Annotated in this window: 21 protein-coding genes; 12 read left to right on the top strand and 9 right to left on the bottom strand. The window is 63.4% G+C overall.

Going from position 1 to position 25,544, the window contains the following annotated elements; all coding sequences use genetic code 11:
• Nucleotides 1-117: 117 nt before the first annotated feature.
• Nucleotides 118-1,422, bottom strand: a complete 1,305-nt coding sequence (gene pncB, locus CK228_RS33010) for a nicotinate phosphoribosyltransferase (RefSeq protein WP_095790548.1) — start codon at nucleotides 1,420-1,422, stop codon at nucleotides 118-120.
• A 134-nt stretch (nucleotides 1,423-1,556) separates the two neighbouring features.
• Nucleotides 1,557-2,531 carry a transcriptional regulator GcvA gene (gene gcvA / locus CK228_RS33005; protein ID WP_095790547.1) on the bottom strand — a complete coding sequence of 325 codons (975 nt, stop codon included), beginning with the start codon at nucleotides 2,529-2,531 and terminating at the stop codon, nucleotides 1,557-1,559.
• 211 nt (nucleotides 2,532-2,742) lie between these two features.
• Here gcvA and speB point away from each other — a divergent pair, with 211 nt between their 5' ends.
• The 4 genes from speB to CK228_RS32985 all read left to right on the top strand — a co-directional run bounded on the left by speB (nucleotide 2,743) and on the right by CK228_RS32985 (nucleotide 5,997).
• Nucleotides 2,743-3,804, top strand: coding sequence for an agmatinase (gene speB, locus CK228_RS33000; RefSeq protein WP_095773222.1), 1,062 nt, complete (start codon nucleotides 2,743-2,745; stop codon nucleotides 3,802-3,804).
• A 79-nt stretch (nucleotides 3,805-3,883) separates the two neighbouring features.
• Nucleotides 3,884-4,690 (top strand): transporter substrate-binding domain-containing protein, encoded by an 807-nt coding sequence (locus CK228_RS32995; RefSeq protein WP_095773221.1) that lies wholly within the window; start codon nucleotides 3,884-3,886, stop codon nucleotides 4,688-4,690.
• A 6-nt stretch (nucleotides 4,691-4,696) separates the two neighbouring features.
• Nucleotides 4,697-5,353 (top strand): amino acid ABC transporter permease, encoded by a 657-nt coding sequence (locus CK228_RS32990; protein ID WP_095773220.1) that lies wholly within the window; start codon nucleotides 4,697-4,699, stop codon nucleotides 5,351-5,353.
• Complete coding sequence (locus CK228_RS32985) at nucleotides 5,350-5,997, top strand: amino acid ABC transporter permease (RefSeq protein WP_095790546.1); 648 nt, start codon at nucleotides 5,350-5,352, stop codon at nucleotides 5,995-5,997. Before CK228_RS32990 ends, CK228_RS32985 begins: the two co-directional genes overlap by 4 nt.
• A gap of 84 nt (nucleotides 5,998-6,081) precedes the next feature.
• Here the strand turns inward: CK228_RS32985 and CK228_RS32980 are convergent, their stop codons facing one another.
• Complete coding sequence (locus CK228_RS32980; protein ID WP_095773218.1) at nucleotides 6,082-6,966, bottom strand: AraC family transcriptional regulator; 885 nt, start codon at nucleotides 6,964-6,966, stop codon at nucleotides 6,082-6,084.
• A 174-nt stretch (nucleotides 6,967-7,140) separates the two neighbouring features.
• Between CK228_RS32980 and CK228_RS32975 the strand changes: the two genes are divergently transcribed.
• Nucleotides 7,141-7,446, top strand: coding sequence for a hypothetical protein (locus CK228_RS32975; protein WP_245438169.1), 306 nt, complete (start codon nucleotides 7,141-7,143; stop codon nucleotides 7,444-7,446).
• A 27-nt stretch (nucleotides 7,447-7,473) separates the two neighbouring features.
• Here CK228_RS32975 and CK228_RS32970 read toward each other — a convergent pair whose 3' ends face one another.
• Nucleotides 7,474-10,890 (bottom strand): autotransporter, encoded by a 3,417-nt coding sequence (locus CK228_RS32970; RefSeq protein ID WP_179296120.1) that lies wholly within the window; start codon nucleotides 10,888-10,890, stop codon nucleotides 7,474-7,476.
• Nucleotides 10,891-11,230: 340 nt separating this feature from the next.
• Nucleotides 11,231-11,956: a hypothetical protein gene (locus tag CK228_RS32965; protein ID WP_095790544.1), complete on the bottom strand. Its 726-nt coding sequence runs from the start codon at nucleotides 11,954-11,956 to the stop codon at nucleotides 11,231-11,233.
• 136 nt (nucleotides 11,957-12,092) lie between these two features.
• On the opposite strand from CK228_RS32965, the gene CK228_RS32960 reads away from it, so the two are divergent.
• The gene (locus CK228_RS32960; RefSeq protein ID WP_095790552.1) at nucleotides 12,093-13,556 is read left to right on the top strand and encodes a caspase family protein; all 1,464 of its coding nucleotides are present in this window, start codon (nucleotides 12,093-12,095) and stop codon (nucleotides 13,554-13,556) included.
• A 64-nt stretch (nucleotides 13,557-13,620) separates the two neighbouring features.
• On the opposite strand, the gene CK228_RS32955 is transcribed toward CK228_RS32960, so the two are convergent.
• On the bottom strand, nucleotides 13,621-15,024 hold the full coding sequence (locus CK228_RS32955; RefSeq protein ID WP_095790543.1) for an MATE family efflux transporter: 1,404 nt from the start codon (nucleotides 15,022-15,024) through the stop codon (nucleotides 13,621-13,623).
• A gap of 253 nt (nucleotides 15,025-15,277) precedes the next feature.
• Between CK228_RS32955 and CK228_RS32950 the strand changes: the two genes are divergently transcribed.
• The 6 genes from CK228_RS32950 to ugpC all read left to right on the top strand — a co-directional run bounded on the left by CK228_RS32950 (nucleotide 15,278) and on the right by ugpC (nucleotide 21,659).
• The gene (locus CK228_RS32950; protein WP_095790542.1) at nucleotides 15,278-16,195 is read left to right on the top strand and encodes an AraC family transcriptional regulator; all 918 of its coding nucleotides are present in this window, start codon (nucleotides 15,278-15,280) and stop codon (nucleotides 16,193-16,195) included.
• Between the two features lie 282 nt (nucleotides 16,196-16,477).
• The gene (locus tag CK228_RS32945; protein WP_245318139.1) at nucleotides 16,478-17,710 is read left to right on the top strand and encodes an extracellular solute-binding protein; all 1,233 of its coding nucleotides are present in this window, start codon (nucleotides 16,478-16,480) and stop codon (nucleotides 17,708-17,710) included.
• 129 nt (nucleotides 17,711-17,839) lie between these two features.
• On the top strand, nucleotides 17,840-18,706 hold the full coding sequence (locus tag CK228_RS32940; RefSeq protein WP_095790551.1) for a sugar ABC transporter permease: 867 nt from the start codon (nucleotides 17,840-17,842) through the stop codon (nucleotides 18,704-18,706).
• Nucleotides 18,703-19,515, top strand: coding sequence for a carbohydrate ABC transporter permease (locus tag CK228_RS32935; protein WP_095790541.1), 813 nt, complete (start codon nucleotides 18,703-18,705; stop codon nucleotides 19,513-19,515). Before CK228_RS32940 ends, CK228_RS32935 begins: the two co-directional genes overlap by 4 nt.
• Nucleotides 19,516-19,530: 15 nt before the next feature.
• Nucleotides 19,531-20,577 carry an NAD(P)-dependent alcohol dehydrogenase gene (locus tag CK228_RS32930; RefSeq protein ID WP_095790540.1) on the top strand — a complete coding sequence of 349 codons (1,047 nt, stop codon included), beginning with the start codon at nucleotides 19,531-19,533 and terminating at the stop codon, nucleotides 20,575-20,577.
• 2 nt (nucleotides 20,578-20,579) lie between these two features.
• Complete coding sequence (gene ugpC / locus CK228_RS32925) at nucleotides 20,580-21,659, top strand: sn-glycerol-3-phosphate ABC transporter ATP-binding protein UgpC (RefSeq protein WP_095773431.1); 1,080 nt, start codon at nucleotides 20,580-20,582, stop codon at nucleotides 21,657-21,659.
• A gap of 9 nt (nucleotides 21,660-21,668) precedes the next feature.
• On the opposite strand, the gene CK228_RS32920 is transcribed toward ugpC, so the two are convergent.
• From CK228_RS32920 to CK228_RS32910, 3 genes are read right to left on the bottom strand one after another with little or no spacing between them, the layout of a single operon-like run.
• Nucleotides 21,669-23,255 carry an FGGY-family carbohydrate kinase gene (locus CK228_RS32920; protein WP_095790539.1) on the bottom strand — a complete coding sequence of 529 codons (1,587 nt, stop codon included), beginning with the start codon at nucleotides 23,253-23,255 and terminating at the stop codon, nucleotides 21,669-21,671.
• Entirely contained in the window at nucleotides 23,252-23,935 is a 684-nt protein-coding gene (locus tag CK228_RS32915; protein ID WP_095790538.1) for an HAD-IA family hydrolase, read from the bottom strand. Before CK228_RS32915 ends, CK228_RS32920 begins: the two co-directional genes overlap by 4 nt.
• A 15-nt stretch (nucleotides 23,936-23,950) precedes the next feature.
• Nucleotides 23,951-25,429: a mannitol dehydrogenase family protein gene (locus tag CK228_RS32910; protein WP_095790537.1), complete on the bottom strand. Its 1,479-nt coding sequence runs from the start codon at nucleotides 25,427-25,429 to the stop codon at nucleotides 23,951-23,953.
• Between the last annotated feature and the right edge of the window lie 115 nt (nucleotides 25,430-25,544).

Below are 25,544 nucleotides of genomic sequence, written 5' to 3'. Positions count from 1 at the left end.
AGATGTGTATAAGAGACAGAGGCATGGGAGCGCAACTCTCGCAAGAAAGCACCTTACGGCGCCTCCCTCAGAGGGGGGCGTGAAGGAACTCGAACTATCCATGAGTCCGATCTCTCTTCACACCTTGACCAGTTGCTCCACCCGGTCCTTCTCGCCGAAAATCCTGAGATACCGCTGAATTTCTTTCTCGTCTCCCGTCGCCTTGGCCGGGTTGTCGGACAGCTTCACCGCCGGCCTGCCATTGGCTTCCGTTACCTTGCAGACCAGCGATATGGCGTCGAGGCTGTTGGTTTCCGTCGGCGCGCAGCCTTCGAAATCATTGGTCAAATTGGTGCCCCAGCCGAACGACATGCGCACCTTGCCCCTGAAATGGCGGTAGGTCTCCTCGATGGTTTCGACCTCGAGCCCGTCGGAGAAGATCAGCAGCTTCTGCTTCGGGTCCTTGCCCTTCTCGCGCCACCAGGACAGGATTTTCTCGCCGCCCTCGACCGGCGGCGCGCTGTCGGGGCGAAAGCCGGTCCAGTCGGCCACCCAGTCCGGCGCGTCGCGCAGGAAGGAGGCCGTGCCGAAAGCGTCGGGCAGTACGATCAAAAGGTTGCCGCCATAGTAGCGCTGCCAGTCCTGCAGCACCTTGTAGGGGGTCTGTTTCAGCTCCTTTTCCGAATTGGCAAGGGCTGCAAACACCATCGGCAGTTCGTGCGCATTGGTGCCGAGCGCTTCGAGGTCGTTGTCCATGGCCAAAAGCACGTTGGAGGTGCCGGTGAAGGCCTCGCCAATGCCTTCCTTCAGCGCCTCGACGCACCAGCGCTGCCACAGGAAGGAATGCCGCCGGCGTGTGCCGAAGTCGGAAATGCGGATGCCGGGAAGCGCCTTCAGCCGCTCGGTCTTGGCCCACATCTTGGCCTTGGCGCGGGCATAGAGCACATCGAGCGCAAACGGGCCGAAGGCCCGCATGGCCGCGCGGGAACGGAGCTCGTTGATGATCGCCAGCGCCGGGATTTCCCACAGCGTGGTGTACATCCACGGGCCGCCGAAGGAGAGCTCGTACTGGCCGTCGCGTTTGGACAGCTCGTAGTCCGGCAGCCTGAAGCCTTCCAGCCAGGCCAGGAACTCCGGTTCGAAGATCTGCTTGCGGCCATAGAAATTGTTGCCGCCGAGCCAGATCATCTCTTTCTTGGAGAAGCGCAAGGTGCGGGCATGGTCGAGCTGTTCGCGCAATTCGCCTTCATCGATCTCGTCGGCCAGCCGCACCGAAGTGGTGCGGTTGATCAGCGAGAAGGTGGTGTCGACCTTGGGGTACATGCCCCAGATCATCTGCAGCATCAAAAGCTTGTAGAAATCCGTGTCGAGCAGGCTGCGCACGATCGGGTCGAGCTTCCAGGTGTGGTTATAGACACGCCGCGCAATATCGGTCTTTGCCATGCTTGCTGCCGCCTTCGCTGCCTGCCATCCACAATCGCGACAGGCCTCATAGCATCGAATTGGCCAGAGCGCTGCCCGCTTTCAGGCTGGCCCGACAAAAAGAACGGCCTGCGCATGGCCTTGAGCAGTCGCTCTCAGCCGGCCGTCTTCGCGCCGATGACCTTGAGTTGCGGACGCTTGCGGCGGCTGATGATACGGCCGGCGACCGGAGCGTCGGCACGGCCGTCATCTCCGGCCTTTTCGGCGAACAGCCAGTCGATGAACACCTGCACGATCGGCGTCGTGCGCATTTCGTTGCGGCAGACGACGTAGAAATCGTCGACCGCCGGCACCGAAAGGCTGAACGGCGCGACCAGCATGCCCCTGGCCAGCAGCGCGCTTGCCGTCACCGAATCGCCGAGCGCCACGCCATGGCCGTGCACCGCCGCCTCGGTCGCCATGCGCGCATCGCCCAGATGATGGCGGCGGCCGCGCTCCAGGTCCAGCGCATCGGCGGCCGCCAGCCAGGTGTGCCATTCGCGGCCGTCATCGCCATGCAGGAAGACATGGTCGGCCAGGTCCCTGACGCTGCGGATCGGCCGGTTGTTGATCAAGGTCGGGCTGACCACGGGAAACAGTTCCAGCCCCGACCATTTGCGCATCCAGCAATCGGCCCAGCTGCCATCGCCATAGTGCACGCAGACATCGATGTGCGGCGCGCGGATATCCCTGGGGTCGTTGGACGGGATCAGCGTCAGCTGTATGTCGGGATATTGCGCGGTGAAGCTGCCGAGCCTCGGCGTCATCCACAAAAGCAGCAATGCCGGCACGCAGGACACCGACAGCGCGCCGCTGCTGGCCGGCCGCGTCAGCCGCTGCGTGGCGGCGGCGATGCCGTCGAAGGCCGTCGATACCGCCGGCAACAGCTCCGCGCCATGCGGCGTCAGCCTGACGCGCTGGCCGACGCGCTCGAACAGCTTGACGCCGAGCGAATGCTCCAGCGCCTTGATCTGGTGGCTGACGGCGCCATGCGTGACATTCAGCTCACTCGCCGCCTTGGTCAGCGAGCCATGGCGCGCGGTTGCCTCGAAGGCGCGCAGCGGGTTCAGGGGTGGCAGGCGCTTGACCATGGATGCCCGACTTCTTTGTGAGATTTTCTCACAGAAAACACCCTAACAATATCAATTGCTTTTTCAATCGGGCTGCCGGACACTTCGGCACGAAATAACACCAAGACGTGAAATCTGCAGACAGCCAGCGGGACAGCGACCCCGGCCGGATGACGGTCAGTTCGTTTGAGATCGCCGACGGCCGCGCTGCATCAGCCCAGGAGGAGCGGATATGGGTTACGATCGCGGCAAGCTCGACGCGTTGCGCCGCAAATATGGCGAGAGCCATGGCGGCGAGATGTTCGACCCGAAATTCCGCAAGGTCGCCGACAAGATCTTCTCCAAGAGCGGCACAAGACTGGCACCCTATTCCGGCATCCCGACCTTCCTCGCCGCGCCCTATCGCGAAATCGCTGCAGAGAACCCGGATTTCGGCGACCTGCAGGTGGCCATCATCGGCGTGCCGATGGATCTGGGCGTCACCAACCGGCCGGGCTCGCGCTTCGGGCCGAGGGCGCTGCGCGCCATCGAGCGCATCGGCCCCTACAATCATGTGCTGGAATGCGCGCCGACGCACGAGCTTCGCGTCGCCGATATCGGCGACACGCCGTTCCGCAGCCGCTACCGGCTGGAGACCAGCCATGAGGATATCGAGCGCCGCACCAACCAGATCGTCGATGCCGGCGTGCTTCCCCTGTCTGTTGGCGGCGACCATTCGATCAGCCACCCGATCCTGAAGGCCGTCGGCAAGAAGGCCCCGGTCGGCCTCATCCACATCGACGCCCATTGCGACACCAGCGGCCTGTTCGACATGACCAAGTTCCACCATGGCGGGCCGTTCCGCAACGCGGTGCTCGACGGCGTGCTGGACCCGACGCGCACCATCCAGATCGGCATTCGCGGCTCGGCCGAATATCTGTGGGAGTTCACCTATGAGTCCGGGATGACCGTGGTGCACGCCGAGGAGGTGACCGGTCTCGGCATCCCAGCCATCATCGAGAAGGCGCGCAAGATCGTCGGCGACGGGCCGACCTATGTCTCCTTCGACATCGACAGCGTCGATCCGGCTTTCGCGCCCGGCACCGGCACGCCGGAAGTCGGCGGGCTGACGACGCGCGAAGTGCTCGAGCTGCTGCGCGGTCTCAAGGGTCTCAACATCGTCGGCGGCGACGTCGTCGAGGTGGCGCCGCAATATGACGCCACCACCAACACCGCGCATGCCGGCGCCCAGGTGCTGTTCGAGATCCTGAGCCTGATGGTGTTCAGCCCGGCCATCACGGGCAAGGGCACCTGACACCTGAAACGAAAGGCGGCCGCCGCGCTGGAGCCGGCAGCCGCCTCAAACAATCAAAGCTTCCAGAAGGGGAATAAAAATGACAATCCACTCGACACTGAAATCATCCATTGCCGCCGTCCTGGTGCTCGGGGCCGGCCTCGGCATCGCCACCCAGGCCGCCAATGCCGATGCTCTCGCTGACATCACCAAGGCCGGCACCATCAATGTCGGCGTCTTCGCCGACTTCCCACCCTTCTCCTCGGCCAGCGCCGATATGAGCCTCAAGGGCTACGACATGGACGTCGCGCAATACATCGCTGACACGCTCAAGGTGAAGCTCAACCCGGTCGCCGTCACCGGCCAGAACCGCATCCCCTATCTCAACGACCATCGCGTCGACATACTGATGAGCGTCGGCTACTCGAAGGAGCGCGAGCAGGTCATCGACTTCGCCGCCGCCTACGCGCCCTATTACATCGCGGTGATCGGCCCGGCGGCGATGTCGGTCAAAGGCAAGGAAGACCTTGCCGACAAGTCGATCGCCGTCAATCGCGGCACGCTTGAGGACACCTCGCTGACCGAGGCCGCGCCGGCCTCGGCCGACATCAAGCGCTTCGACAACTACAATTCGGTCATCCAGGCCTTCATCTCCGGGCAGACCCAGCTGATGGTCGTCGGCAACGATGTCGGCGCCCAGGTGCTGGCCAAGCAGGATGCGCTGAAGCCGGAGCAGAAGTTCCAGCTGCTGACCTCGCCCTCGCATATCGGCCTCAACAAGAACGAGGACGGCTTGAAGAAGGCGGTCAACGACGCCATCGCCAAGATGCTGGCCGACGGCAAGCTGGACGAAAGCTCGAAAGCCTGGCTGAAGACGCCGCTCAATCCCGACAACCTCAAGGATTGAGCCCCCGTGGCCTTTGCCTGGCTCCCGGGTGCTTTAGGCGACATCGCGCACGGCGCGGCCACGACGATCCTGCTGATCGCCGTGACCACACTGGCGGGGACGCTGCTCAGCATCCTGGGCGCCGCCGGACGGCGAAACGGCCCCGCGCTGCTGCGTCACGCCATCGCCTGGTATGTCGAAGTGATGCGCAACACGCCGTTCCTGGTGCAGCTGTTCTTCATCTTCTTCGGCCTGCCCAGCCTCGGCATCAGGCTCGACCCGATCCTGGCCGCCATGCTGGCGATGACGCTCAACATGGCGGCCTATACGATCGAGATCGTCGGCGCCGGGCTTGATGCCGTGCCGGGCGGGCAGACGGAAGCCGCCCTGGCTTTGGGGCTCAGGCCCCGCCAGGTGTTCATCAAGATCGTGCTGCCGCAAGCCCTCAAGATCATTTATCCGGCGCTCACCAGCCAGATTGTCATCATGATGCTGGAATCGGCCGTTGTGTCGCAGATCGCGGTGCGCGAGCTGACCTATGAGGCCGACATGCTGCAGGCGCGCACCTTCCGGTCCTTCGAGACCTATTTCGTCGTGACGCTGGTCTACCTCGCAATGTCGATGGCCTTGCGCCGGCTTCTGGTCACCGGCGGCCGCCGCGCGCTCGGAGCGGGCGTATCATGATCGAGTTCACTTTCTGGGACATCGTGCGCAACCTTCTGTTGGCCACACGCTGGACGGTGCTGCTGTCGCTGGCCGCTTTTGTCGGCGGCGCGCTGGTCGGCATGGCGGTGCTGTTCTTCCGGATCTCCAAGCATAAATGGAGGCGGCGCCTTGCCTCGGGCTACATCGCCCTGTTCCAGGGCACGCCGCTGTTGATGCAGCTGTTCCTGATGTTCTTCGGTCTGCCGATGCTCGGCCTGCGCATCGAGCCCTGGACCGCGGCGGTGCTCGGCCTGACCTTCTTCGCCAGCGCCTATCTCGCCGAGATCTGGCGCTCCGGCGTCGATGCCTTGCCGCGCGGCCAGTGGGACGCCGGCGCCAGCCTCGGCATGCACTATCTGCAGGAGCTCAGGCTGATCATCCTGCCGCAGGCATTCTCGATCACCCGCGCGCCGACGGTCGGCTTCCTGGTGCAGCTGATCAAGTCGACCGCGCTGACCTCGATCATCGGCTTCGAGGAACTGGTGCGGACCTCCAACGCCATCAACAACGCCACCTTCGAGCCGTTCAAGGTCTATGGGCTGGTGGCGCTGATCTTCTTCCTCATATGCTTCCCGCTGACGCAATATGCCCGTTCGCTCGAAAAGCGCGCGGCGGTCCGCTAGGTCCAGGCGGAATAACCGAGATGGAGTGGACAACGGGCTTGTCCGCTTCTCGCGATCAGCAGGGACAAGCCGCTATCCCACTCGCTATTTCAGAGGCAGGAAGAGTTCGACGACCACTTCGTGCAGCGGGCCCTCCGCGAGGCGGGACAGCCAGCGCTGGCAATAGACCGGAAAGTCCCGCACTTCCTCGCCGCTGGCCGGAAGCCATTCACGATAAAGGTAGAGTGCTGCGGGTTCGAGATTGTTGGTGTTGCCGGGGTAGCGCAGCACCGCGCAGCGTCCGCCGGGGATCACGCCGGCCTTCATCTGCCCGTCTTTCTCATCGATCGGCCGATCGGTCCCGACACAAATGTCCATGCTGTAGTCGGCCGCGATCGCGGGCTCCCTTTCGGAACGGAAGACGTTGAAGGTCGGGCTTGTCTCGGGCGACAAGCCCGCTGCCTTGCGCCAGGCGATGAACCGCTGGATGGTGTCCTGGAGTGTCGCCCGGTCGCCGCGATGCTCCATGATCGCCACCGGTGTGGGCGGTACATCGCGGATCGTTACGTCGTCGTGGTCAAAGATGATCTGCATGAGCGTGTTCCTTGCTTTGTCGAAAGGCCCGAAGGCCATGAGCCACGCCCCCCAGTCGGGAGATTTCCGAAACGACGAAGGCGACTGTCCGAACCGTTGCCTAAAGGCGCGGGCGAAGGCATCCGGTGCGTCGTAACCGGCATCCATCGCTATATCGGTGACGCTTTGGGCATCGCTCGCCGCAAGCCTGTGCGAAGCGCGCTTCATGCGGGCGAGTTGGACGTAGCGATGCACGGACAGCCCGAAGGTGGCCATGAATTGCCGGTGGAAATGGAATTTCGAGAACGCCGCGACGCCGCTCAACGCTTCCAGGCCCAGATCGCCGTCCAGATGCTGGTCTATGTGGTCCAGCACTCGCTGCATCCGGGCATGATAGTTTTCAACGGACGCCTTCACCGTCTCTCCCTCCGTGGCAGCACCAGATAGGCGCTACCAGATGTGTCACGCTCGACCGATCTTGCGCTTTGGCCTGGTCGGTTTCCCTGTCTTCACCACGCAACCCTGATTTGCGGTAGGCCGTGCCGCGCTTCAAGGTGAGCGCAACGGCTTCGGGAGGGAGGGGCTCTGGCGATGCAGGCGAAATATCGTGTCGCTCCCGCGGGCCTCTTTGCCTTTTGGATGACACAGCCGGCCGCGGCAACCTCCCAGGAACCCGATCGCGTCAGCATAGCGGCCGACGGCAAGAACGTGCCGGCGACGCTGGACGCAATGCTGTTCAAGCCGCAAGGGCAAGGGCCGTTTCCGGCGGTCGTGGCCATGCATGGCTGCAGCGGCCTGTGGAGCAGCAAGAACGGCACGGAGTTCAGCCCGCGCCATGCCGATTGGGGCCGGCGCCTGGCCGCTCTCGGCAGGCTACGGCGAAGTCGCCGAGCCTGACCGCTGCGCCCTTTTCCTGGAATTGCTCTAGAACGCTACTTTGAGGCCGAGCTTGGCGCCGAGCGTTGAACTGTCGGTGGACCACTTTCCCCGCACTTCGCCGTTCAGTGTCGTGGCTTCCGTCATCTTCAGGTTGAAGCCGGTCGACAGCGCGGCCGAAAAGTCGGCGTCATCGAAGTTTACCTTTCTTGTGTCGATTTCCGTGGTGTTCTTCGCCCCAAACCGTTGCTGCAGTTCCAACCGCGCGTAGGGGCTGAAGACCATGGCGTTTTCCAGCTTGAAATCACCATAGATGCCGGGCGCAAACTGCACGGCACCGAAGGAAATCCTGCTCTGGCCAAATTCGTTGCCGCCGCTGTCCGTATACGAATCCCCCTTGAAGGTGACGCCGAGCAGTCCACCGCGAAGGTCGAACCGTGTGCGGTCCCCGAGCCTGAAGATGTGGCCGACCGACCCCGTGACGGCGTAACCTTGCGTATCGTAGCTGCCGGTCGTGTCGAGCACGCCGTTACTCACATCCGTGTTGCCGATAAACGCCGACGCCGACACCAGCGCGTAGTTGTAGTCCTGGCGGAACAGCGCATAGCCGCCGAACATGCCGCTGCGGTTCCTGCCGCCGCCAATGTCGACAAAGCCCTGGAACGGATCGAGCCCGACATCGGTGGAGGCGTAGCCGGCGAAAAGGCCGAGGTTGAGCCCGTATTTGGTATCGAAGCCGAAATGCTTCGCCGCATTGAAATCCAGGCTGATGGCGGCCGAGAAATCGTCGGCGCCGAAAGTCGGGCCGACGCCGCTGAAGCCGCCGTCTGAAACATCGTAGCCATCATGCTCGGTATGCGCGAATTGGCCCGACGCGAACACGCCGAAGGACGGCGAGATCGCGATTCTCGCAGAGCCGTTGGCCAATGCCAGGTCCGCGTCCAGCGCATCCTTGTTGATGCCGTAGAGCGCGTCCACCGCAACGTCCACGATACTGGCGTTGACGGCGCTGTCGGGCGCCGTGGCGATGCCGAAACCGGCGGGCGTTGCCCGGATCAACAGGGAGCCGTCCGGCGCCTCCAGTACGGAATAGGTGAACAAGGCGCCGGGTGTTCCGGGGATGCCGGTTATGGTGAAGGTGCCCGTCACGGGGGCGCCCGTCGACACGATGATCGGAATGTCGGTCTGGCCGGTGAAATTCGGCGCTCCGATCAGATTGACGTTGACGACGTTTGCCCCGGTTGCCGCGAATGCCGCGGCGACCAGATGATCCGCCTGCCCCGTCTGTTGATTTAGATCCAACGCGATTGTCGAGTTGTTGAGCGTGATGCCGCCCAATGTGAGGACATCACCCGCCGTGCCGTTCATCATGTTGATGGTCGCGTTCGTGGCGGTGACCGCGCCGGTCAAGGTAATGTTGCCGGGGGCATAAAGGGTCGAGCCGGGGCCGAGCAGCAGATTGTTGATCTGCTGCATCGTGCCGGGTGCGAAGGCGAGCGTCGCGTTGCTTAACGCGACATTGTCGAAGCCAACGAAATTCTCGGTCTTGCTGCCGCCGGCGGCAAGGTCGACGTCGCTGATTTGGGCATTGGCGCCGATGCCGCTGAAGGTGACGCCGTTGGCGAGGTTCAAGGGATCGATCGCGCCGATATTGTCGATGACCAGCGTGTCTGCGCCGATGCCACTGACATTGCCGGTCACCGTGCCGCCATGCAGTTCGACGTGCTGCCCATTGATGCCGCCATTGACCGCGCCGCCGGTCAGCCCGACCGTCTCGGCGTCGACGTTGCCGTTGATCGTGCCGCCGGATATTGCGATGCTGTCGCCGTCGCCGCCATCGCCGGTGACATTGCCGTTGACGGTGCCGCCGGAAACTGTGACGGCATCGTTTCCGGCGCCGCCGCCGACATTGCCGTTAACCGTGCCTCCGCTCATCTGGACGATGTCGGCGCCGTCGCCCAGGTCGATTCCCTTCGGCGCCGCAGCCGTGCCGATCGTGCCGCTCTTGAAGATGATCGTATCGTTTCCAGCGAGAACGGAGACGAAGCCGTTGACCCGGGCGCCGTCGATCGTGACTGTGTCGTTGCCGGCTTCAGCGTCGTTATCGTCTCCCAAAACATCGCCACCCACCATTGCGCCGTTCGTAAGGGATATGACGTCGTTTCCGGCGCCGCCGTTCACGTAGGTGGCAATGCTGCCGCCGCTGATATCCAGCGTATCGGTGCCGTCGCCGCCGCTGACGCCGCCGGCGAGCGTGCCGCCGGTCATGGTGAAGTTGTCGTCGCCACCTTCGAGACCGACCGAATCGCTTCCTGTCCCGTCGTCGCCCGGATCCACGCCGATATGGGCAGTGCCGGAGATTGTCACCTTGTCGGCCTGGCTACCGGCAAAGATCGAACCGTCGATCGTGCCGCCGCTGACGTCATAGGTGTTGCCGCCTCCTTCGCCCAAAACCGAACCGGTGACGTGACCCGCGCTCATATTGAAAATATCGGAACCGTCGGCGAGGTCGACATCGGCCGGCTCGGCGGTCGTCCCGACGGTGCCGCCATTGATATTGACGGTATCGTTGCCGGCGTTGCCGAATATATTGCCGTCAATGGCAGCGAGGCCGGTGACCGTGACCGTATCGTTGCCGTCGGCGCCGTCCACGTTGCCGGCAACGGTGCCGCCGTCGACCTCGATGGTGTCGTTTCCGGCGCCGCCGTCCACGCCTGCGACATTGCCGCCGCCGATGCTGACGGTATCGTTGCCATCGCCGCCTGAGATGAGTCCGGTGGTTGGCGCGCTGAATACGGCGGTGCCGCCGGTGATCGCGACGCCAACCGATATCCTGTCCTGGCCCGCGCCACCGTCTACATCGCCGACCGTCGTACCGTCGCCGGTGATGGTTGCGGTGTCGGCCCCGTCCCCAAGCTCGATGTTGAGAATCCTGCCGCTCTCGATTGTGACCGAATCGTCGCCTGCGCCGGTGTCGAGATTGGCCTGGACGTCGGGTGCGAACGGATCCCCCAGGTAATCGCCGTCAGACATCAGGAACCGGTCGTTTCCGCCGAGCAGTTCGATGGTTCCGATCGTGGGTTCAAGAGAGGGTGTTACCGGTGTCGTTATCGGCGGAAGACCGCTGACGACCGGCGTCGAATCCGCGCTGTCGGTTATGATGCCGCCGAAAATATTCACGACGTCATCGCCGTTGCCGTCGTAGTCGTGGACGATGACGGTTGACGAGCTGTTGTCCAGTCCGGTGTACCCGGTGAACCGGGTCGTGAACACGCCGTCGACGTCCTGAGAGTCTCCCGTCGTCCTGCACTCGACGGTGACCGACTTCGTGTCTATCGTGTTTACGGTTGCAACGCCTGAGCCGGTTGTTGTCGTGGTGCTGTCCGGGGTCGCGGTGCAGGCCGCCGCGTCAGATACCTCGAAGACAAATGCCGCCGTCAGCGCCAGCAGCGAAACGCCGGCCAACTGACAAGCTCTGTTTGATATGCGCATTTCACCCCCGCCTGATGAAAATCGACATCAGTAACAATAGGCCGGTCAAAATCGCATCGGCGACCCGGCGTAAGCGGCGTAAGCGGCGTAACTGTACGCGGTGCGCTGATTTACGGCAATGAGTTGGCGCCGCGCCTTCGGCAATTGTCGGGCTATTGTTACCGCGAGGCCACTGCTCAAGACTTGAAGCGACTTTATTGGAGCGTCAACGCTCCGGAATATGATATCTAGAGCAATTCCAGGAAAAGTGCGTAACGGGCTAGGCTCGGCGACTTCGCCCTAGCCTTTACGCCCGAATTGCGTAAAAAAGGCTCTAGAGATCAGAGTAAGCGGCCGAGACGGTCATGTCTCCGGCATGTGCGATCTTGCGGTCATAACAAGCCCATATCTCGCCACCGCATTGCTTGACCCAGCGATGACAGAAGGAAAAATCGGTGGGAAGGTCGACGTCCGGCGTCACGATCTTCGAGAACAGCGTTAGGAAATTCTCGAACCGGGCGGTGTATTTGTTGTTTCTGTAGCGGCCCCGATTTATCGCTTCAGGCAGTTTCTCGATCATCTCTCCTATGCAGTCGCGGGACACCAAAAAAATGCCGGTGCCACATGACTCCACCCGGACAAAGCCGCCCATTTCCTGCCGGGGTTCGATGACGGTTCCAAGGAATTCCAGGCTTTGCGCATAGGCTTTTTCGAAGGGAAGCGCCGAGAGGGCGTGGAGTTTTTGAAGGTCGATCACGCGGCGAGGATATAATGTGCCGACCACAGGCTTGTTCAACTCAAGCATCGCCCCGATGAGTCCGGGCGAGAAGCCCATGTCGCTGTCGATCATCAGGATGTGGCTGCAATCCGGCTTGTTGTAGTAGAAGTTCGTCAGCAGGTAGTTTCGGGAAAACGGAATGTCGGTATATTCAATTTCCGATAGGCTGAACGCGTAGTCGGACAGACTTTTGTGGGTCAGGGTTGCGAACAGGCTGCGGACGAAGATGCTCTTGTAGGCTGCCCCGTAAACCGGCAGCGCAAGGTTGATTTTGCCCGGCATTTTGTCCTCCACCGTTGCTACCCGGATATCGAACCAGGCGCATGTAAATCCCTTTTTCCTATCTTTGAAACGATCCTTGATGTAAAAATCGCGTCCGCAGCGGATTGAGGCGCCTATGGGCGAAGGAGGTGCCGATATGACCTATCAACGCAGCACTTTTGCACTCCTTGCCGTGCTGCTGCTGATGATGCTGTCCTCTGCCCGCGCGGCCGTGGAAGGCAACGCGGCGCCGCCGCATCACAATCGACTGGCGATCGTCATCGGCAACTCCAGCTACCACAACGACAGGCTTCCACATCTTGCCAATGCCTCGAATGACGCAATCGTCTTATCGGAGACGCTGAAGAGGCTCCACTTCGACGTTGTGACAGGCACGGACCTTTCGTACGCCGGTTTCGACGAGCTGTTTGCCGATGCGGCCGCCAAACTGTCGAAGGCGGATGCGGTTCTGATCTTCTACGCCGGTCACGGCGTGCAGATTCAGGGCGAGAACTATCTGGTGCCGACCGATGCCAATGCCGAAAGTATCGACAAGCTTCAGGCGAGTTCAGTCAAACTCAACGATATCATGACCAAATTTGCCAGCCGCGACCGTCAGACCTTTATTTTCCTCGACGCCTGCCGCAACAACCCGGTAGCTGCCGCCGGCGCACAAAGCGCGGGTTTGGCGCAGGTCGACATTGGCGAAAACAGTTTCATCGCGTTCGCCACCCAGCCGGGCAACATAACCGTGGACGGTGGCGGACAGAACAGCCCGTTCACGACCGCGCTTGTGCACAATATCGAGATTCCGGGACTGAGCGTTTCGGACATGATGATTCGCGTCCGCAACGAAACCGAGGCCCTGACCGTCGGAAGGCAGGTGCCCTGGGATCAGTCGAATCTGCGCGAGCAGTTCTATTTCACCGAGGAGCAGACACTTGATCCGGCGCAATTGAGCGCGAGCCTGTCGCAAATTCTCTCGGATCCGGCTGCCAAGCAGAAGCTCGTCCAGGAACTGGCTTCTTACGACCTTCAGACGGCGGTCCTGATCGTTGGCCAGACGCTCCGCTCTGTCGATATCTCCGGCCAGCAGGTCGAGGCCTCGCCTTCCGCGAGCGGGACAAAGGTGGCCAGCCTGTCGCCGCCCAGTAACATTGCCGACGACCGGCAGAATGTCGTGTCGGGGCTGAAAACCCTGATTGTCGGCACGCCGGACGGACAGGGACAAGTGGACAAGGACAACAGCCTTGCGCGCAATGTTCAAACAGAGTTGCGCCGGCTCGGTTGCTATCGGCTCGACGTGGATGGCGACTGGGGCAGCGGCTCGGTACGCGCGTTGACCGATTACTATCGCAATCGCAAGCAGCCAGCGGTGTCGACCGACCCGACATTCGAATTGTTGAGCGACCTCTTCCTGCAATCCGGGCGCGTGTGCAGGCAACCCGTCATCGTCAAGAAAAACAAGGATCCAGCCAGAACGAAACTGGTTTCGGACGAGAGCACGTCTTCAGGAAACCGGTCAAAGGCGCAGTCAGCGAAGAAACCCCGCGCCAGCCGTGCGCCTGCCGCACCACCTCCCGACATTAGCGGGGGAATTGGCATCGGTGGGGTATTTTAGAACGACAGGCAACCGAGCGGCCGCCACAATGTCGGGACATGGCGACCGCCGGCGATTGCTGCTTTCAATGCCCGAACGCCAGCGCCGGTGCGATCCGGTCGCGGCGCAGCCAGCGCGCCAGGAGCAGCGCTGCCACCACCGCCAGCCCCGATGACAGGCCGATCCAGATGCCGACGCCGTGGAAGCCGAAATGGAAGGCGAGCAGCACGCCGAGCGGCAGGCCGACGCCCCAATAGCCGATCGCTGCGTAGATCATCGGCACCTTGGTGTCGTGCAGGCCGCGCAGCATGCCGGCGGCGACCGCCTGCGCGCCGTCGAAGACCTGGAACAGTGCGGCAAACACCAGGAACGACACGGCAAGCGCGATCACCCGGGCATTGGCCGGGTTGGCGAGATCGATGAAGGCGCTGATCAGCAGATGCGGCCACAGCACCATCACCAGCCCCATCAGCGCCATGAACGAGACGCCGATGACGAAGGCGGTCCAGCCGGCGCGCGACACGCCTTCCGGATTGCCGGCGCCATGCGCAAGCCCGACGCGCACCGTCACCGCCTGGTTGAGACCGAGCGGCACCATGAAGGAGATCGAGGCGATCTGGATGGCAATGGCATGCGCGGCAAGCGAATCCGCGTCGATCAGGCCCATCAAAAGGGCTGCCGCGTTGAAGATCGTCACCTCGAAGGCGAGGATGCCGGCGATCGGCAGGCCGAGCCGCAGCAGGCCCTTGAAGCGCGGCCAGTCGGACCGCCAGAAGCGGCCGAACAGGCGGTAGCGCCGGAACTTCTTCTCCAGCATCACCACGAGAGCCATGCCCATGAACATCAGCGTGCTGGACAGCGATGTGGCAAGGCCCGAGCCGGCAATGCCCATCGCCGGGACACCGAGATTGCCGAACATGAACACCCAGTTGAACAGCGCGTTGCAGGCGACGGCGACGAAAACGATGATCAGCGCCCAGCCCGGCCGCTCCAGCGCCGAGATGAACGAGCGCAGCACGATATAGCCGTAGAAAGGTAGCACCGCCCATTCCAGCCAGCGCAGATAGATGCCGGCCTGATGCGCCAGCGCGGGTTCCTGGCCCATCGCCAGCAGGATCGCCTCGCCGTGCCAGAGCACGAGCCAGATCGGGATCGAGATCAGGACCGCCAGCCACAGGCCCTGGCGCACGGTGCGGCGCAGGTCACGCACCGAATAGCGGCGGCGGCCAAGCTCGGTGGCGATCATTGGCGACGTCGCCAGCATCAGGCCGAGGCCGAAGATCAGCGGCATGAAATAGAGGTTGGCGCCGAGCGCGCCGCTGGCCAGCGTGTCCGGCCCGAGCCTGCCCATCATCATGACGTCGGTGGCCGTCATCGCGGTCTGGCCGAGATTGGTCAGCACCATCGGCCAGGCGAGCGCCAGCGTCGCCCTGATTTCCTGACGCCAAAGACTTTCCGGCGCGCGAGCGCCGGCTTCGATCGCAGACATTGTTCCGCTCTTTCAAGGTTGCGGCGCATCGGCATAAGGCCGGAAGCCGCATTGCAAACGGCAAAACCTTCGGTTTCGCGGCGTTTGCGCCGTCTATTGAACGAAATGCGACATGATGGCAAGGGAGGAGGAGCGGGCACCGATTGAGCCAGCGCCATTCCAGGGGGTGCCGCAGCCTCGTTCCCTTGCCGGCCGCTGGCTGTTAGGGATTGCCGTGGAGACCGGCAGCCGGCGAACCCGCCGGGAGGAATGGATGGCGTTCAGGCAGCGAAAGAACACGGCCGCGATTCCGCGCACGGCGCCGGCCTTCGAGCACATCGTTACCGAAGCGAGCGACAGTTTCCTGTGGCGGCTGGATGACTATCCCTGGGAACGCAATGTCTGGAACTTCCATCCGGAATACGAAATCCACCTGCTGCGGAAATCCTCCGGCGTGGTCCTGGTCGGCGATCACATCGGCGAATTCGGGCCGGGCTACCTGACTATTGTCGGCGGCGGCCTGCCGCACGACTGGGTAACGGCGGTGCAGCCGGGCGAGCTGATCGAAGGCCGCGACATCGTCCTGCAATTCGATGCGCAGAGGCTGCGCGGCTCGGCGGGCCTGCTGCCGGAACTGCGCGAACTGGAGCCGTTCCTCGAGCGCTCGCTGCGCGGCATGGTCTTTCACGGCCGCACGGCACTGGAAGGCGCCGAACTGATGGAGCGGATGGGAACCGTGCATGGGCTCGCCCGCCTCTGCCTGTTCCTCGAACTGGTCGACCTTCTGGCCAGGACCGACGAATACGAGCTCTTGTCGTCGCCGGATTTCTCGCCCGTTCTCGACGCCGCCTCGCTCGACATCATCCAGCGCACCCTGACCTATCTGTTCCAGCATTTCGCCGAGGATCTGAAGCTGCCCGACGTTGCCGAACGCGCCGGAATGAGCGAGAGCACATTCTCGCGCTTCTTCCAGAAGAACACCGGCAACTCCTTCAGCGACCACCTCGCCAAGCTCCGGCTCTGGCAGGCCTGCAAGCTCCTGGCCGACACCGATGTCGCGATCACCGACATCTGTTTCCAGGTCGGCTACATGAACATCTCCAACTTCAACCGCGCTTTCCTGCGCAGGCACAAGATGACGCCGTCCTCCTATCGCAAGCTGTCGCGCCAGCGCCTGACGATGCGCGCATAAGCACAGGCTAAATCAGCGGCTTTCACGCGATCGATACTCATGTGACGGACTTCGTTGCAGAGTACCGGATTTTGCGCTGCACAATGCATAAAAGTACAGGTTTGCTGCAACGGGGCTTCTAGCTTGGCCCGGTTGAACTCCGCATTTTGGCGATGGGTGGCTTGTCGCTCGGGCGATGGTGAGGATCGCGGAGCCCGAGGACTTGCGCTTCCTGCGAATGTTCCTGGAGGAGAAAAATCAATGAAACCAATTCGGCTCGCTGCGGGCTTGGGCGCAGCTTTCATGCTTTCCGCTACCGTATCAACCATCGCGCTGGCGCAGGCGCCGGTCTGCTCGGCGCCGGTCAAGGTGCTGGCGCAGCCGCGCGACGGCCTGACGCTTCTGGAGGATTCCAAGGCCGAGTTCGAGAAGCTTGCCGGCGCCGGCTTCCAGATCGACTATCTCAACGAGAACGACCGCCGGGCGAAATCACGCGCCGATGCGTCCACCGTCGGCAATTACAACGTCTACTATGTCGACGAAGCCAATGTCGCGCTGTTTGCCTCGTCGAAATGGATCGTGCCGCTGACCGATTATTACCCGGCTGACTATGACTATGCCGACTTCGACCCCGGCCGTCAGAAGGTCGCCACCTATGACGGCAAGGTCTGGTTCGCGCCGCTGACCGGCGGCGGCGACCTGATGGTCTACCGCAAGGACGTGCTCGAGGCCGCCGGCATCCAGCCGCCCAAGACGCTGGACGAACTGATCGCCGACGTGCCGAAGCTCACCAACCCGGACAAGGGCATGTATGGCATCGCGTTGCGCGGCGCACGCGGCTCGGGCGCCAATGTCTGGCGCTGGATGCCGTTCTTCAAGGCCTATGGCGGCCAGTGGTTCGATGGCGACAAGCCGGTCTTCAATTCGGACGCCGCCGTCAAGGCGACCGAGACTTACCTCAAGCTGTTCAAGGATTCGGCACCCGGCACGCAGACCGGCAGCTGGGATGAATCGACCGGCGCCTTCCTGTCGGGCCAGGTCGCCATCCTCGTCGAATCGACGCCGCTGTCGGGCATGGCGGTCGATCCGAAGACCTCGCAGGTGGTCGGCAAGATCGGCTTCCTGCCGCCGCCCTCGCCGCTGCCCGGCGGCGGCTACGGCCATGGCCTCGCCATCGCGGCGAAGGCCAATGCCGACGATGCCTCGAAGAAATGCGCCGGCCTGTTCATCGCCTGGGCGACATCGAAGGAAAACGAGAAGCGCCGGCTCGACGCCCACCAATTCGGCGAGCTGAACCGCACCAGCATCCTGGCCAGCAAGGAGTTCGCCGACATCTACGGCGCCGATCTCGGCCAGGCCCTGGCCGAAACCGGCAAGGCCACGGCGGTCAACTTCTGGCAGGATCCGCGCTGGCCCGATCTCGGCGACCGCTGGGGCATCATTCTCGAGGAACTGGTGACGGGCACCCGCACCGACATCAAGGGCGGCCTCAACGAGCTCGATGCCTATGCCACCGAGCTGGCCAAGAAGAAGTAGGGCATCCTCCCGCCCGTGGCGCGCGGTCCGCGGCATTGTCCGCAATGCCAGGACCTGCGCGCCGCGGGGACTTTGCCCAACGAGGAAATCATGCCGACACGACCGAGACGCAAGCGAGGATAGATGCCCATGGCCCGACGCACGTCGCTCCCTGTCACTTTCGTCGTTCCGACCATCGCCATCCTTCTGGTGCTGTCGATGGTGCCGACGCTCTACGCCATCGTCATCGCCTTGCAGAACCGTGAGCTGAGCACGCCCGATTATTCCTGGGTCTGGCTGTCGAACTTCGTCGACCTGTTCCTCGACCGCCGCTTCCTCAACGCGGTCTGGGTGTCGGTGAAATGGGAGATCGTCACCGTCGTCGCCACCATGGTGGTGGCGATCGGGCTCGGCGTGCTGATGTTCGAGGTCGCCAGCCCACGCCTGCGCAATTTCTACTGCCTGCTCTTCATCATCCCGGTTCTGTTGCCGCGCGTCTCGGCGGCCTTCGTCTGGAAGTTCGCCTATCACCCGCTCTACGGCATCGCCACCTATCCCTACAGGCTCGTCACCGGCGGGCTGATCTTCGACCCGTTGTCCAAGCCGGCGACGGCTTTGTTCGCCGTTGCGTCGGTCGATGTCTGGCAATGGGGGCTGTTCTTCGCCGTCATCGTGCTGAAACTGCTCGAAACCCTGCCGCCGCAGCCGATCGAGGCGGCGCGGCTCGACCATGCCAGACGCTGGCAGATCCACGCCTATGTCACCTTGCCGATGCTGAAGGCGCCATTGATCAGCCTGATGTTCGTCAAGATGATCGAATCGCTGCGCTCCTTCGACCTGATCTATGTCATGACCCGCGGCGGTCCGGGCGTTGCGACCGAGACGCTCGACATGTACGCTTTCTCGCAAGGCTTCATCGAATCCGGCAAGGTTTCATACGCCTCGGCCATGGCCGTGCTGATGATGATCGCCACCGTCATCACCTTCACCATGCTGTGGAAGCGGGTGCAGGCATGAGGCCCGGCAGACTGATCGGCAAGGCCATTTTGGCGCTGGCTGGGTTCCTGGCCGTGTTCCCGCTGCTGTGGACGGCGCTCAATGCGCTCAAGAACAATGTCGACATCATCACCCGCGTGCCGCGCCTGGTGTTCACGCCGACGCTTGCCAACATCGGCTATATCATCGGCCGAGACAGCGTGCTGACCGGGCTCTACCACTCGGTCGTCGCCTGCGGGTCGGCCGTGCTGATCGGCGTCGTGCTCGGTCTGCCGGCGGCTTACGCGGTGGCGCGCTATCCCAACCGCTGGGCTGGCGACATTCAGTTCTTCGTCCTGTCGCTGCGCTTCCTGCCGCCGGTGGCGGTGGCCATCCCGCTGATGGTGATCTGGCTGCAGGTTGGCCTCTACGACACTTTGCCGGCGTTGATCATCACCTATTCGCTGCTCACCATCTCGGTGATTATGTGGCTCGCCATCCCGGCCTTCCAGAGCGTGCCGAAGGAGATCGAGGAAGCCGCCTTCGTCGACGGCTACGGCGCCTATTCGGTGTTCTGGCGCATCGCGCTGCCGGTGGCCGCCCGCTCCTTGGCAGGGGCGGTCGCTTTCAGCTTCGTGCTGGTCTGGAACGAATTCCTGATCGCGCTGATGCTGTCGAGCTCCAACGCCAAGACCTTGCCGATCGTCGCGTCCGAACTCTCCCAGCAAGGCATGAACGTGCCATGGGGCATTCTCAACGCCTCGGTCATGCTCCTGTCGCTGCCGCCGCTGCTGTTCCTCGGCGTGCTCAGCGGCTTCCTGAATTCCGTTTTCCGGCAAAAAAAGACTTAATGTGAGGATTTCCCGATGCGGGCACTGGTGCTTGAGAAAAAAGGCGAACTGTCGCTGCGCGAGATCGCGCTGCCGCTCGATGTCGGACCTGACGACGTCAAGATAGCCATACACACGGTCGGCGTCTGCGGCAGCGACGTGCATTATTACACGCATGGCGCCATCGGCAGCTATGTCGTGCGCGCGCCGATGGTGCTCGGTCACGAAGCCGCGGGGACGGTCGTCGAGACCGGCGCCAATGTCGAGACGTTCAAGGTCGGCGACCGCGTCTGCATGGAGCCGGGCGTGCCGAACCTGTCGTCGCGCGCGACGAAGCTCGGCATCTACAATGTCGACCCCGACGTCAGTTTCTGGGCGACGCCGCCGGTGCATGGCGTGCTGGCGCCCTATGCGGTGCACCCCGCCGCCTTCACCTACAAACTGCCGGACAATGTCTCCTTCGCCGAGGGCGCCATGGTCGAGCCCTTCGCCATCGGCATGCAGGCGGCAAGCCGAGCCCGCATCGTCCCCGGCGATGTCGCCGTCGTCGTCGGCTGCGGCCCGATCGGCATCATGATCGCACTTGCCGCCCTGGCCGGCGGTTGTTCGAAGGTGCTGATCTCCGATTTTTCCGCGCCCAAGCTGAAGATCGCCGCGCAGTACGCCGGCATCGTGCCGGTCAATATCGGCGAGCAGTCGCTGGCCGAGGCGGTCGCGGCGGCGACGGACAAGTGGGGTGCCGATATCGTTTTCGAGGCCAGCGGCAGCCCGAAGGCCTTCGCCGATCTGTTCGATGTCGTGCGGCCGGGCGGCGCGGTGGTGCTGGTCGGCCTGCCGGTGGAACCGGTGGCCCTCAACGTGCCGGCGGCGATCTCGAAGGAGGTGCGCATCGAGACGGTGTTCCGCTACGCCAACATCTTCGACCGCGCCTTGCAGCTGATCGCCTCCGGCAAGGTCGACCTCAAGCCGCTGATCACCGGCACCTATGATTTCGCCGACAGCATCGAGGCATTCGAGCGCGCTGCCCAGGGCAATCCGGACGACGTCAAGCTGCAGATCCTGCTCACCGGCGAGAAGGGCTGATCATGTCCGCGATCGTTTGCTCCCATGTCGACAAGGCCTATGGCGCCACCACGGTCATCCGCGATCTCAACCTCAGCATTGAAGAGCACGAATTCGTCGTGTTCCTCGGCCCGTCCGGCTGCGGCAAGTCGACCTTGCTGCGCATGCTGGCGGGGCTGGAGGACATCAGCGGCGGCGAGGTCTCGATCGGTGGCAAGGTGGTCAACGATCTCGATCCGGGCGACCGCGGCATCGCCATGGTGTTCCAGAACTACGCGCTCTATCCGCACATGACGATCTTCGACAACATCGCCTTCGGGCTGCGGCGCCAGAAGGTGCCGGCGGCCGAGATCCGCAAGCGGGTTGACGCGGTGTCGAGGACGCTCGGGCTTGACCCTTACCTCGGCCGCAAGCCGGCCGAGCTTTCCGGCGGCCAGCAGCAGCGCGTCGCCATTGCCCGTGCGATGATCAAGACGCCAAAGGTGTTCCTGTTCGACGAGCCGCTTTCCAATCTCGACGCCAAATTGCGCAACCACATGCGCGTCGAGATCGCGCGCCTGCACCAGTCGCTGAAGACCACCACCGTCTACGTCACCCACGACCAGCTGGAGGCGATGACGCTCGCCGACCGCATCGTGCTGCTGAAAGAGGGTGTCATCGAGCAGATCGGCCCGCCGGCGGAAATCTATCTGCGCCCCGCCAACATGTTCGTGGCCGGCTTCATCGGCACGCCGAACATGAATTTCGTCGAGGTGACGGTCGGCCGCACAGGCAATGGCTGGACGTTGACCGGCGCCGGAACGGTTCTTTCTATCGAGGGCCGGGGTTTCCATCTGCGGCATGGCGACCGCGCCGTGCTCGGCATCCGGCCGCCGGACCTGAAGACGGCCGGCGCCGCCGGCATATTGCAAGGCACGGCCGATCTCATCGAATTCCACGGCAATGATGCGCTGGTGACATTCGGCTCCGGCGGCAAGGAGATCAGCGCGCTGGTCCCGGCACGTGAATGCCCGGCACTGAATGCCCCTGTCCGCTACACATTCGAGGAAGAGGCCATCCATTTGTTCGACGCCACGTCAGGCGCGTCGCTGCGCAAGCAGTAGGCCAAAGGCCTACCGGATGGCGTCGAGCGCCTGGCGCTGGCGGTGCATCTCCAGGAAGATACGGTAGTCGCGATCGAAGCGGGCGCCGGCGGCCGGGTTGGCGGCACGCCTCTTGCCGCCTTGCTGCATGGCAAGACAGGCGGCATTGAGGTCGGGGAAGAGCCCGGCGGCGGTGGCGGCGACCATGCCGGTGCCGAGCAGCACCGCCTCGTCGGCCAGCGGCTCGACCACCGTGCAGCCGGTGGCGTCGGCGTAGAGCTCCATCAGCAGCGGGTTCTTGGTGTGGCCGCCGGTGACATGCAGCGTGTCGATCAGATAGCCGTTCTCGTTCAGCGCCTCCAGCACATGGCGCACGCCGAGCGCGATGCCGACGGCGGTGCGCCAGTAGAGCTTGCACAGGCTGTCGAAGGACGAATCCAGCGTCAGCCCGCTGACGACGCCAACGGCATGCGGGTCGGCGAGCGGCGAGCGGTTGCCGTGAAAATCCGGCAGCACATGCAGGCGTGCGGCGAGGTTCTCGCCCTCGGCGGCGCGCAGTTCGGCGACCCGTTTGGCGATCTTGGCATGCATGGCGGCGTCCGGCTCGCCGCCGGCGCCGTGCCAGCGGATGATGTGGTCGAGCAGCGCGCCCGTGGCCGACTGGCCGCCTTCCGACAGCCACAGCTTCGGCAGCGCCGCGCCGTAATAGGGCCCCCAGACGCCGGCGAAAGGTTGCGGGTCGGGCGACATCGCCATGACGCAGCTCGACGTGCCGGCGATCAGTGCCAGATGCCGGCTGATATCCTGCTCGTCGCCGGCAAAGCCGCCGAGCACGCCAAGCGCGCCGGCATAGGCGTCGATGACCCCGGCGCCGACCCGGCAGCTTTGCGTCAGGCCGAGCTCCGCCGCCGCTTGCGCCGTCAGCGGACCAATGTCGGCGCCGACTGGACTGGCCCGCTCCGGCAGATTGCCGTGCTCAAAAAGGTCGTCGAGGCCGACGATCTCGAAGAAATCGCGCTGCCACGCGGTGCCTTCATGCGCCAGGTAGGTCCACTTCGCCGTCAGCGTGCATTGCGAACGAGCGAGCGAGCCGGTCGCCTGCCAGGTCAGGAAATCGGCCAGGTCGAATAGATAGCCGGCTTCATTCCACGTATCTGGCAGATTGCGCTTCAGCCACATCAGCTTTGGCGTCGCCATCTCCGGCGACATGACGCCGCCAATATAGTTGAGCACCTCGTGGCTGCTCGCCGTGCATTCATCGGCTTCGGCGATGGCGCGGTGGTCGAGCCAAACGATGGTGTCCCAGCGCTTCTCGCCGGTGGTCGAAACGCTGAGCTGATCGCCTTGCCGGTCGCGCACGACCAGCGAGCAGGTGGCGTCGAAGGAGATGCCGACGATATCTTGCGCGGCGACGCCGGCCTTTTCGCGGGCGGCACGCACGGCGGCGCAGACCGCCGACCAGATATCGCGCGAATCATGCTCGGCATGATCGGGCTTCGGCTGGTTCATGGCGATCGGCCGATCGGCGCGGCCAAGCAAGGTACCACTGGCATCGAGAATGCCCGCGCGAGCGCTCCCGGTGCCGACATCGACCGCGCAAACAAACTGTTTCGTCAAGATGCTCTAACTCTCGCTCCCAGGCCTGCAATCAGATCGGGCAATTGCAGCATGTCAGCGAATATAAAGTCCGGTTCACTCGACGCAAGCCGCGCTTTCAAAGCGGGGTTGCCGGCATGCGCACCGCCGGTGAAGGCAAGGACGCGCATGCCGGCCGCGCGCGCCGCCGCGACGCCGGCCGGACTGTCCTCGATGACGAGGCATTTGCGCGGATGTGCCTGCATGCTGGCGGCGGCGTGCAGGAAAAGGTCGGGCGCCGGCTTTCCTTTGGCGACCATGGCGGCGCTGAACAGATGCGGCTCCATCAATCCGAGCAGACCGGTAACGTCGAGCGCATAGCGGATGCGCTCAAGCGTGCCCGAAGAGGCGACGCAGAACGGCAGGCCGAGCTTCGGCAACATCTCCCTGACGCCGGGGATCGGCTTGAGCTCCTCGCGGAATTTTCGCATCAGGTCGACACGCATGGCGGTCAGATGTTGATCGCTGATCTCCAGGCCGAAGTCGCGGGCAAGGATCTCGCGCACGCTTTTCATGCTCTTGCCGAGGAAGTGCTCGTAGGCAGCGTCCTCGCTGACAGTGCCGCCGGCACGTTCGATCATGCCGAGCAGCGCCGAGACGGAGAGCGCCTCGCTGTCGACCAGAACGCCATCGCAGTCGAAGATGACCAGTTCAGGCGTCATGATGGCTGATGGCTCTCAGAGCTCGCCGGCGATGTAGCGGGTCAGCGTGGCGCGCGCGCCATTCGCCCACAGCACGTTGAGCGCATGGCCGAAGGCCTCGACGAATGCCTTGGCGCGGCCGACATCGCCATAGATGTCCTCCATGGCGAGCCAGGCGGCGGGCGCCTCCTTTGCCGCCTTTGCCGTCGCCTGCAGCCGGTCCCAGCTCGGGTCGTTGGGTTCGATGACGGCGCCGCTGTCTGACGTGCCGAAGCAGTAGCGGCACCACAGCGCCGATTCCAGCGCCAGGCCGGCGACGCCTCTTCCGGCCTTCAAGCGGTCGGCAATGGTCGGGATGATGAATTTCGGCTGACGGTTGGAGCCGTCGAGGCAGAGCCGGCGGATGGTGTCGCCGATCTTGGGGTTGGAGAAGCGCTTCTCGATGAGTTGGTAGTAGTCCTCCAGCACTGTGTCCGGCACCGGCGGCACGGTCGGGATGATCTCGTCATGCTCGAGCTTGTCGAGAAAGCCGCGCACCAGCGGCTCCTGCATCGCCTCATGGACGAAATGGATATCCATCAACCCGGCCGGATAGGCGATCGTGGCATGGCCGCCATTGAGGATGCGGATCTTCATCAATTCGTAGGGGGCGACGTCTTTGACGAACTGCACGCCGACCTTTTCCAGCGGCGGACGGCCATCGGTGAAGCGGTCTTCCAGCACCCATTGCCGGAACGGCTCGCAGAACACCGGCCAGGCGTCCTCGACGCCGAAATCCTTGGCCAGTATGCCGCGCTCCCGGTCGGTGGTGGCCGGCGTGATGCGGTCCACCATGCCGTTTGGAAAGGCGACGTTGCTGCTCACCCAACTGGCCAGATCCTCGTCGATCAGCCGCGCCAGGCCGATGACGCCGTCCGAGGTGACATGGCCATTATGGGGGATGTTGTCGCAGGACATCACCGTAAACGGCACGGTGCCCTCGTCGCGCCGGCGCAGCAGTCCGGCCAGGATGATGCCGAACACGGTTTTCGGCGTCGCGCCCGGCTGCGCGTCGGCGACGATGTCCGGATGGGCCGGGTTGAAGACGCCCGACGCCGGGTCGATGAAATAGCCGCCTTCGGTGATGGTCAGCGAAACGATCTTGATCGCCGGGTCGGCCAGCCGTTCGATGATGCGGGCCGCATCGCCGGGCATCAGGAAGTCGATCATGGCGCCGGTAACGCGGGCGCTCATATGGCCCTCATCCTGCTCGACCACCGTGGTCAGCCAGTCCTGCTCTTCGAGCTTGCCGCGCCCGATCTTCTCGCCCTCGAACACGCCGGCGCCGACCAGCGCCCAGTCATGGCCGACACCTGAATTGAACAGATCGTCGAGATAGACCGCCTGGTGCGAGCGATGGAAATTGCCGACGCCGAAATGCACGATGCCAGCCTTGAGCTTCGAGTGGTCGTATTTCGGAACGGCAACATTGCCGGGCAGGCTGGAGAGGTTTGAAGACGAGAGTTTCACGGTCATCTGTTTTACCCTTTGGCCGGCTTCGGCCTCGTTACTCCGCCCCTCCCGTCCTCTCTGGAGAGGGTAAGGGACGGCAAATGCCTTATGAGGCCGATGGGGGCCTCGGATATCGGCC

Source organism: Mesorhizobium sp. WSM4312 (genome assembly GCF_002294875.1).
Taxonomy (GTDB): domain Bacteria; phylum Pseudomonadota; class Alphaproteobacteria; order Rhizobiales; family Rhizobiaceae; genus Mesorhizobium.
This window is presented reverse-complemented; position numbering and strand designations above follow the sequence as displayed.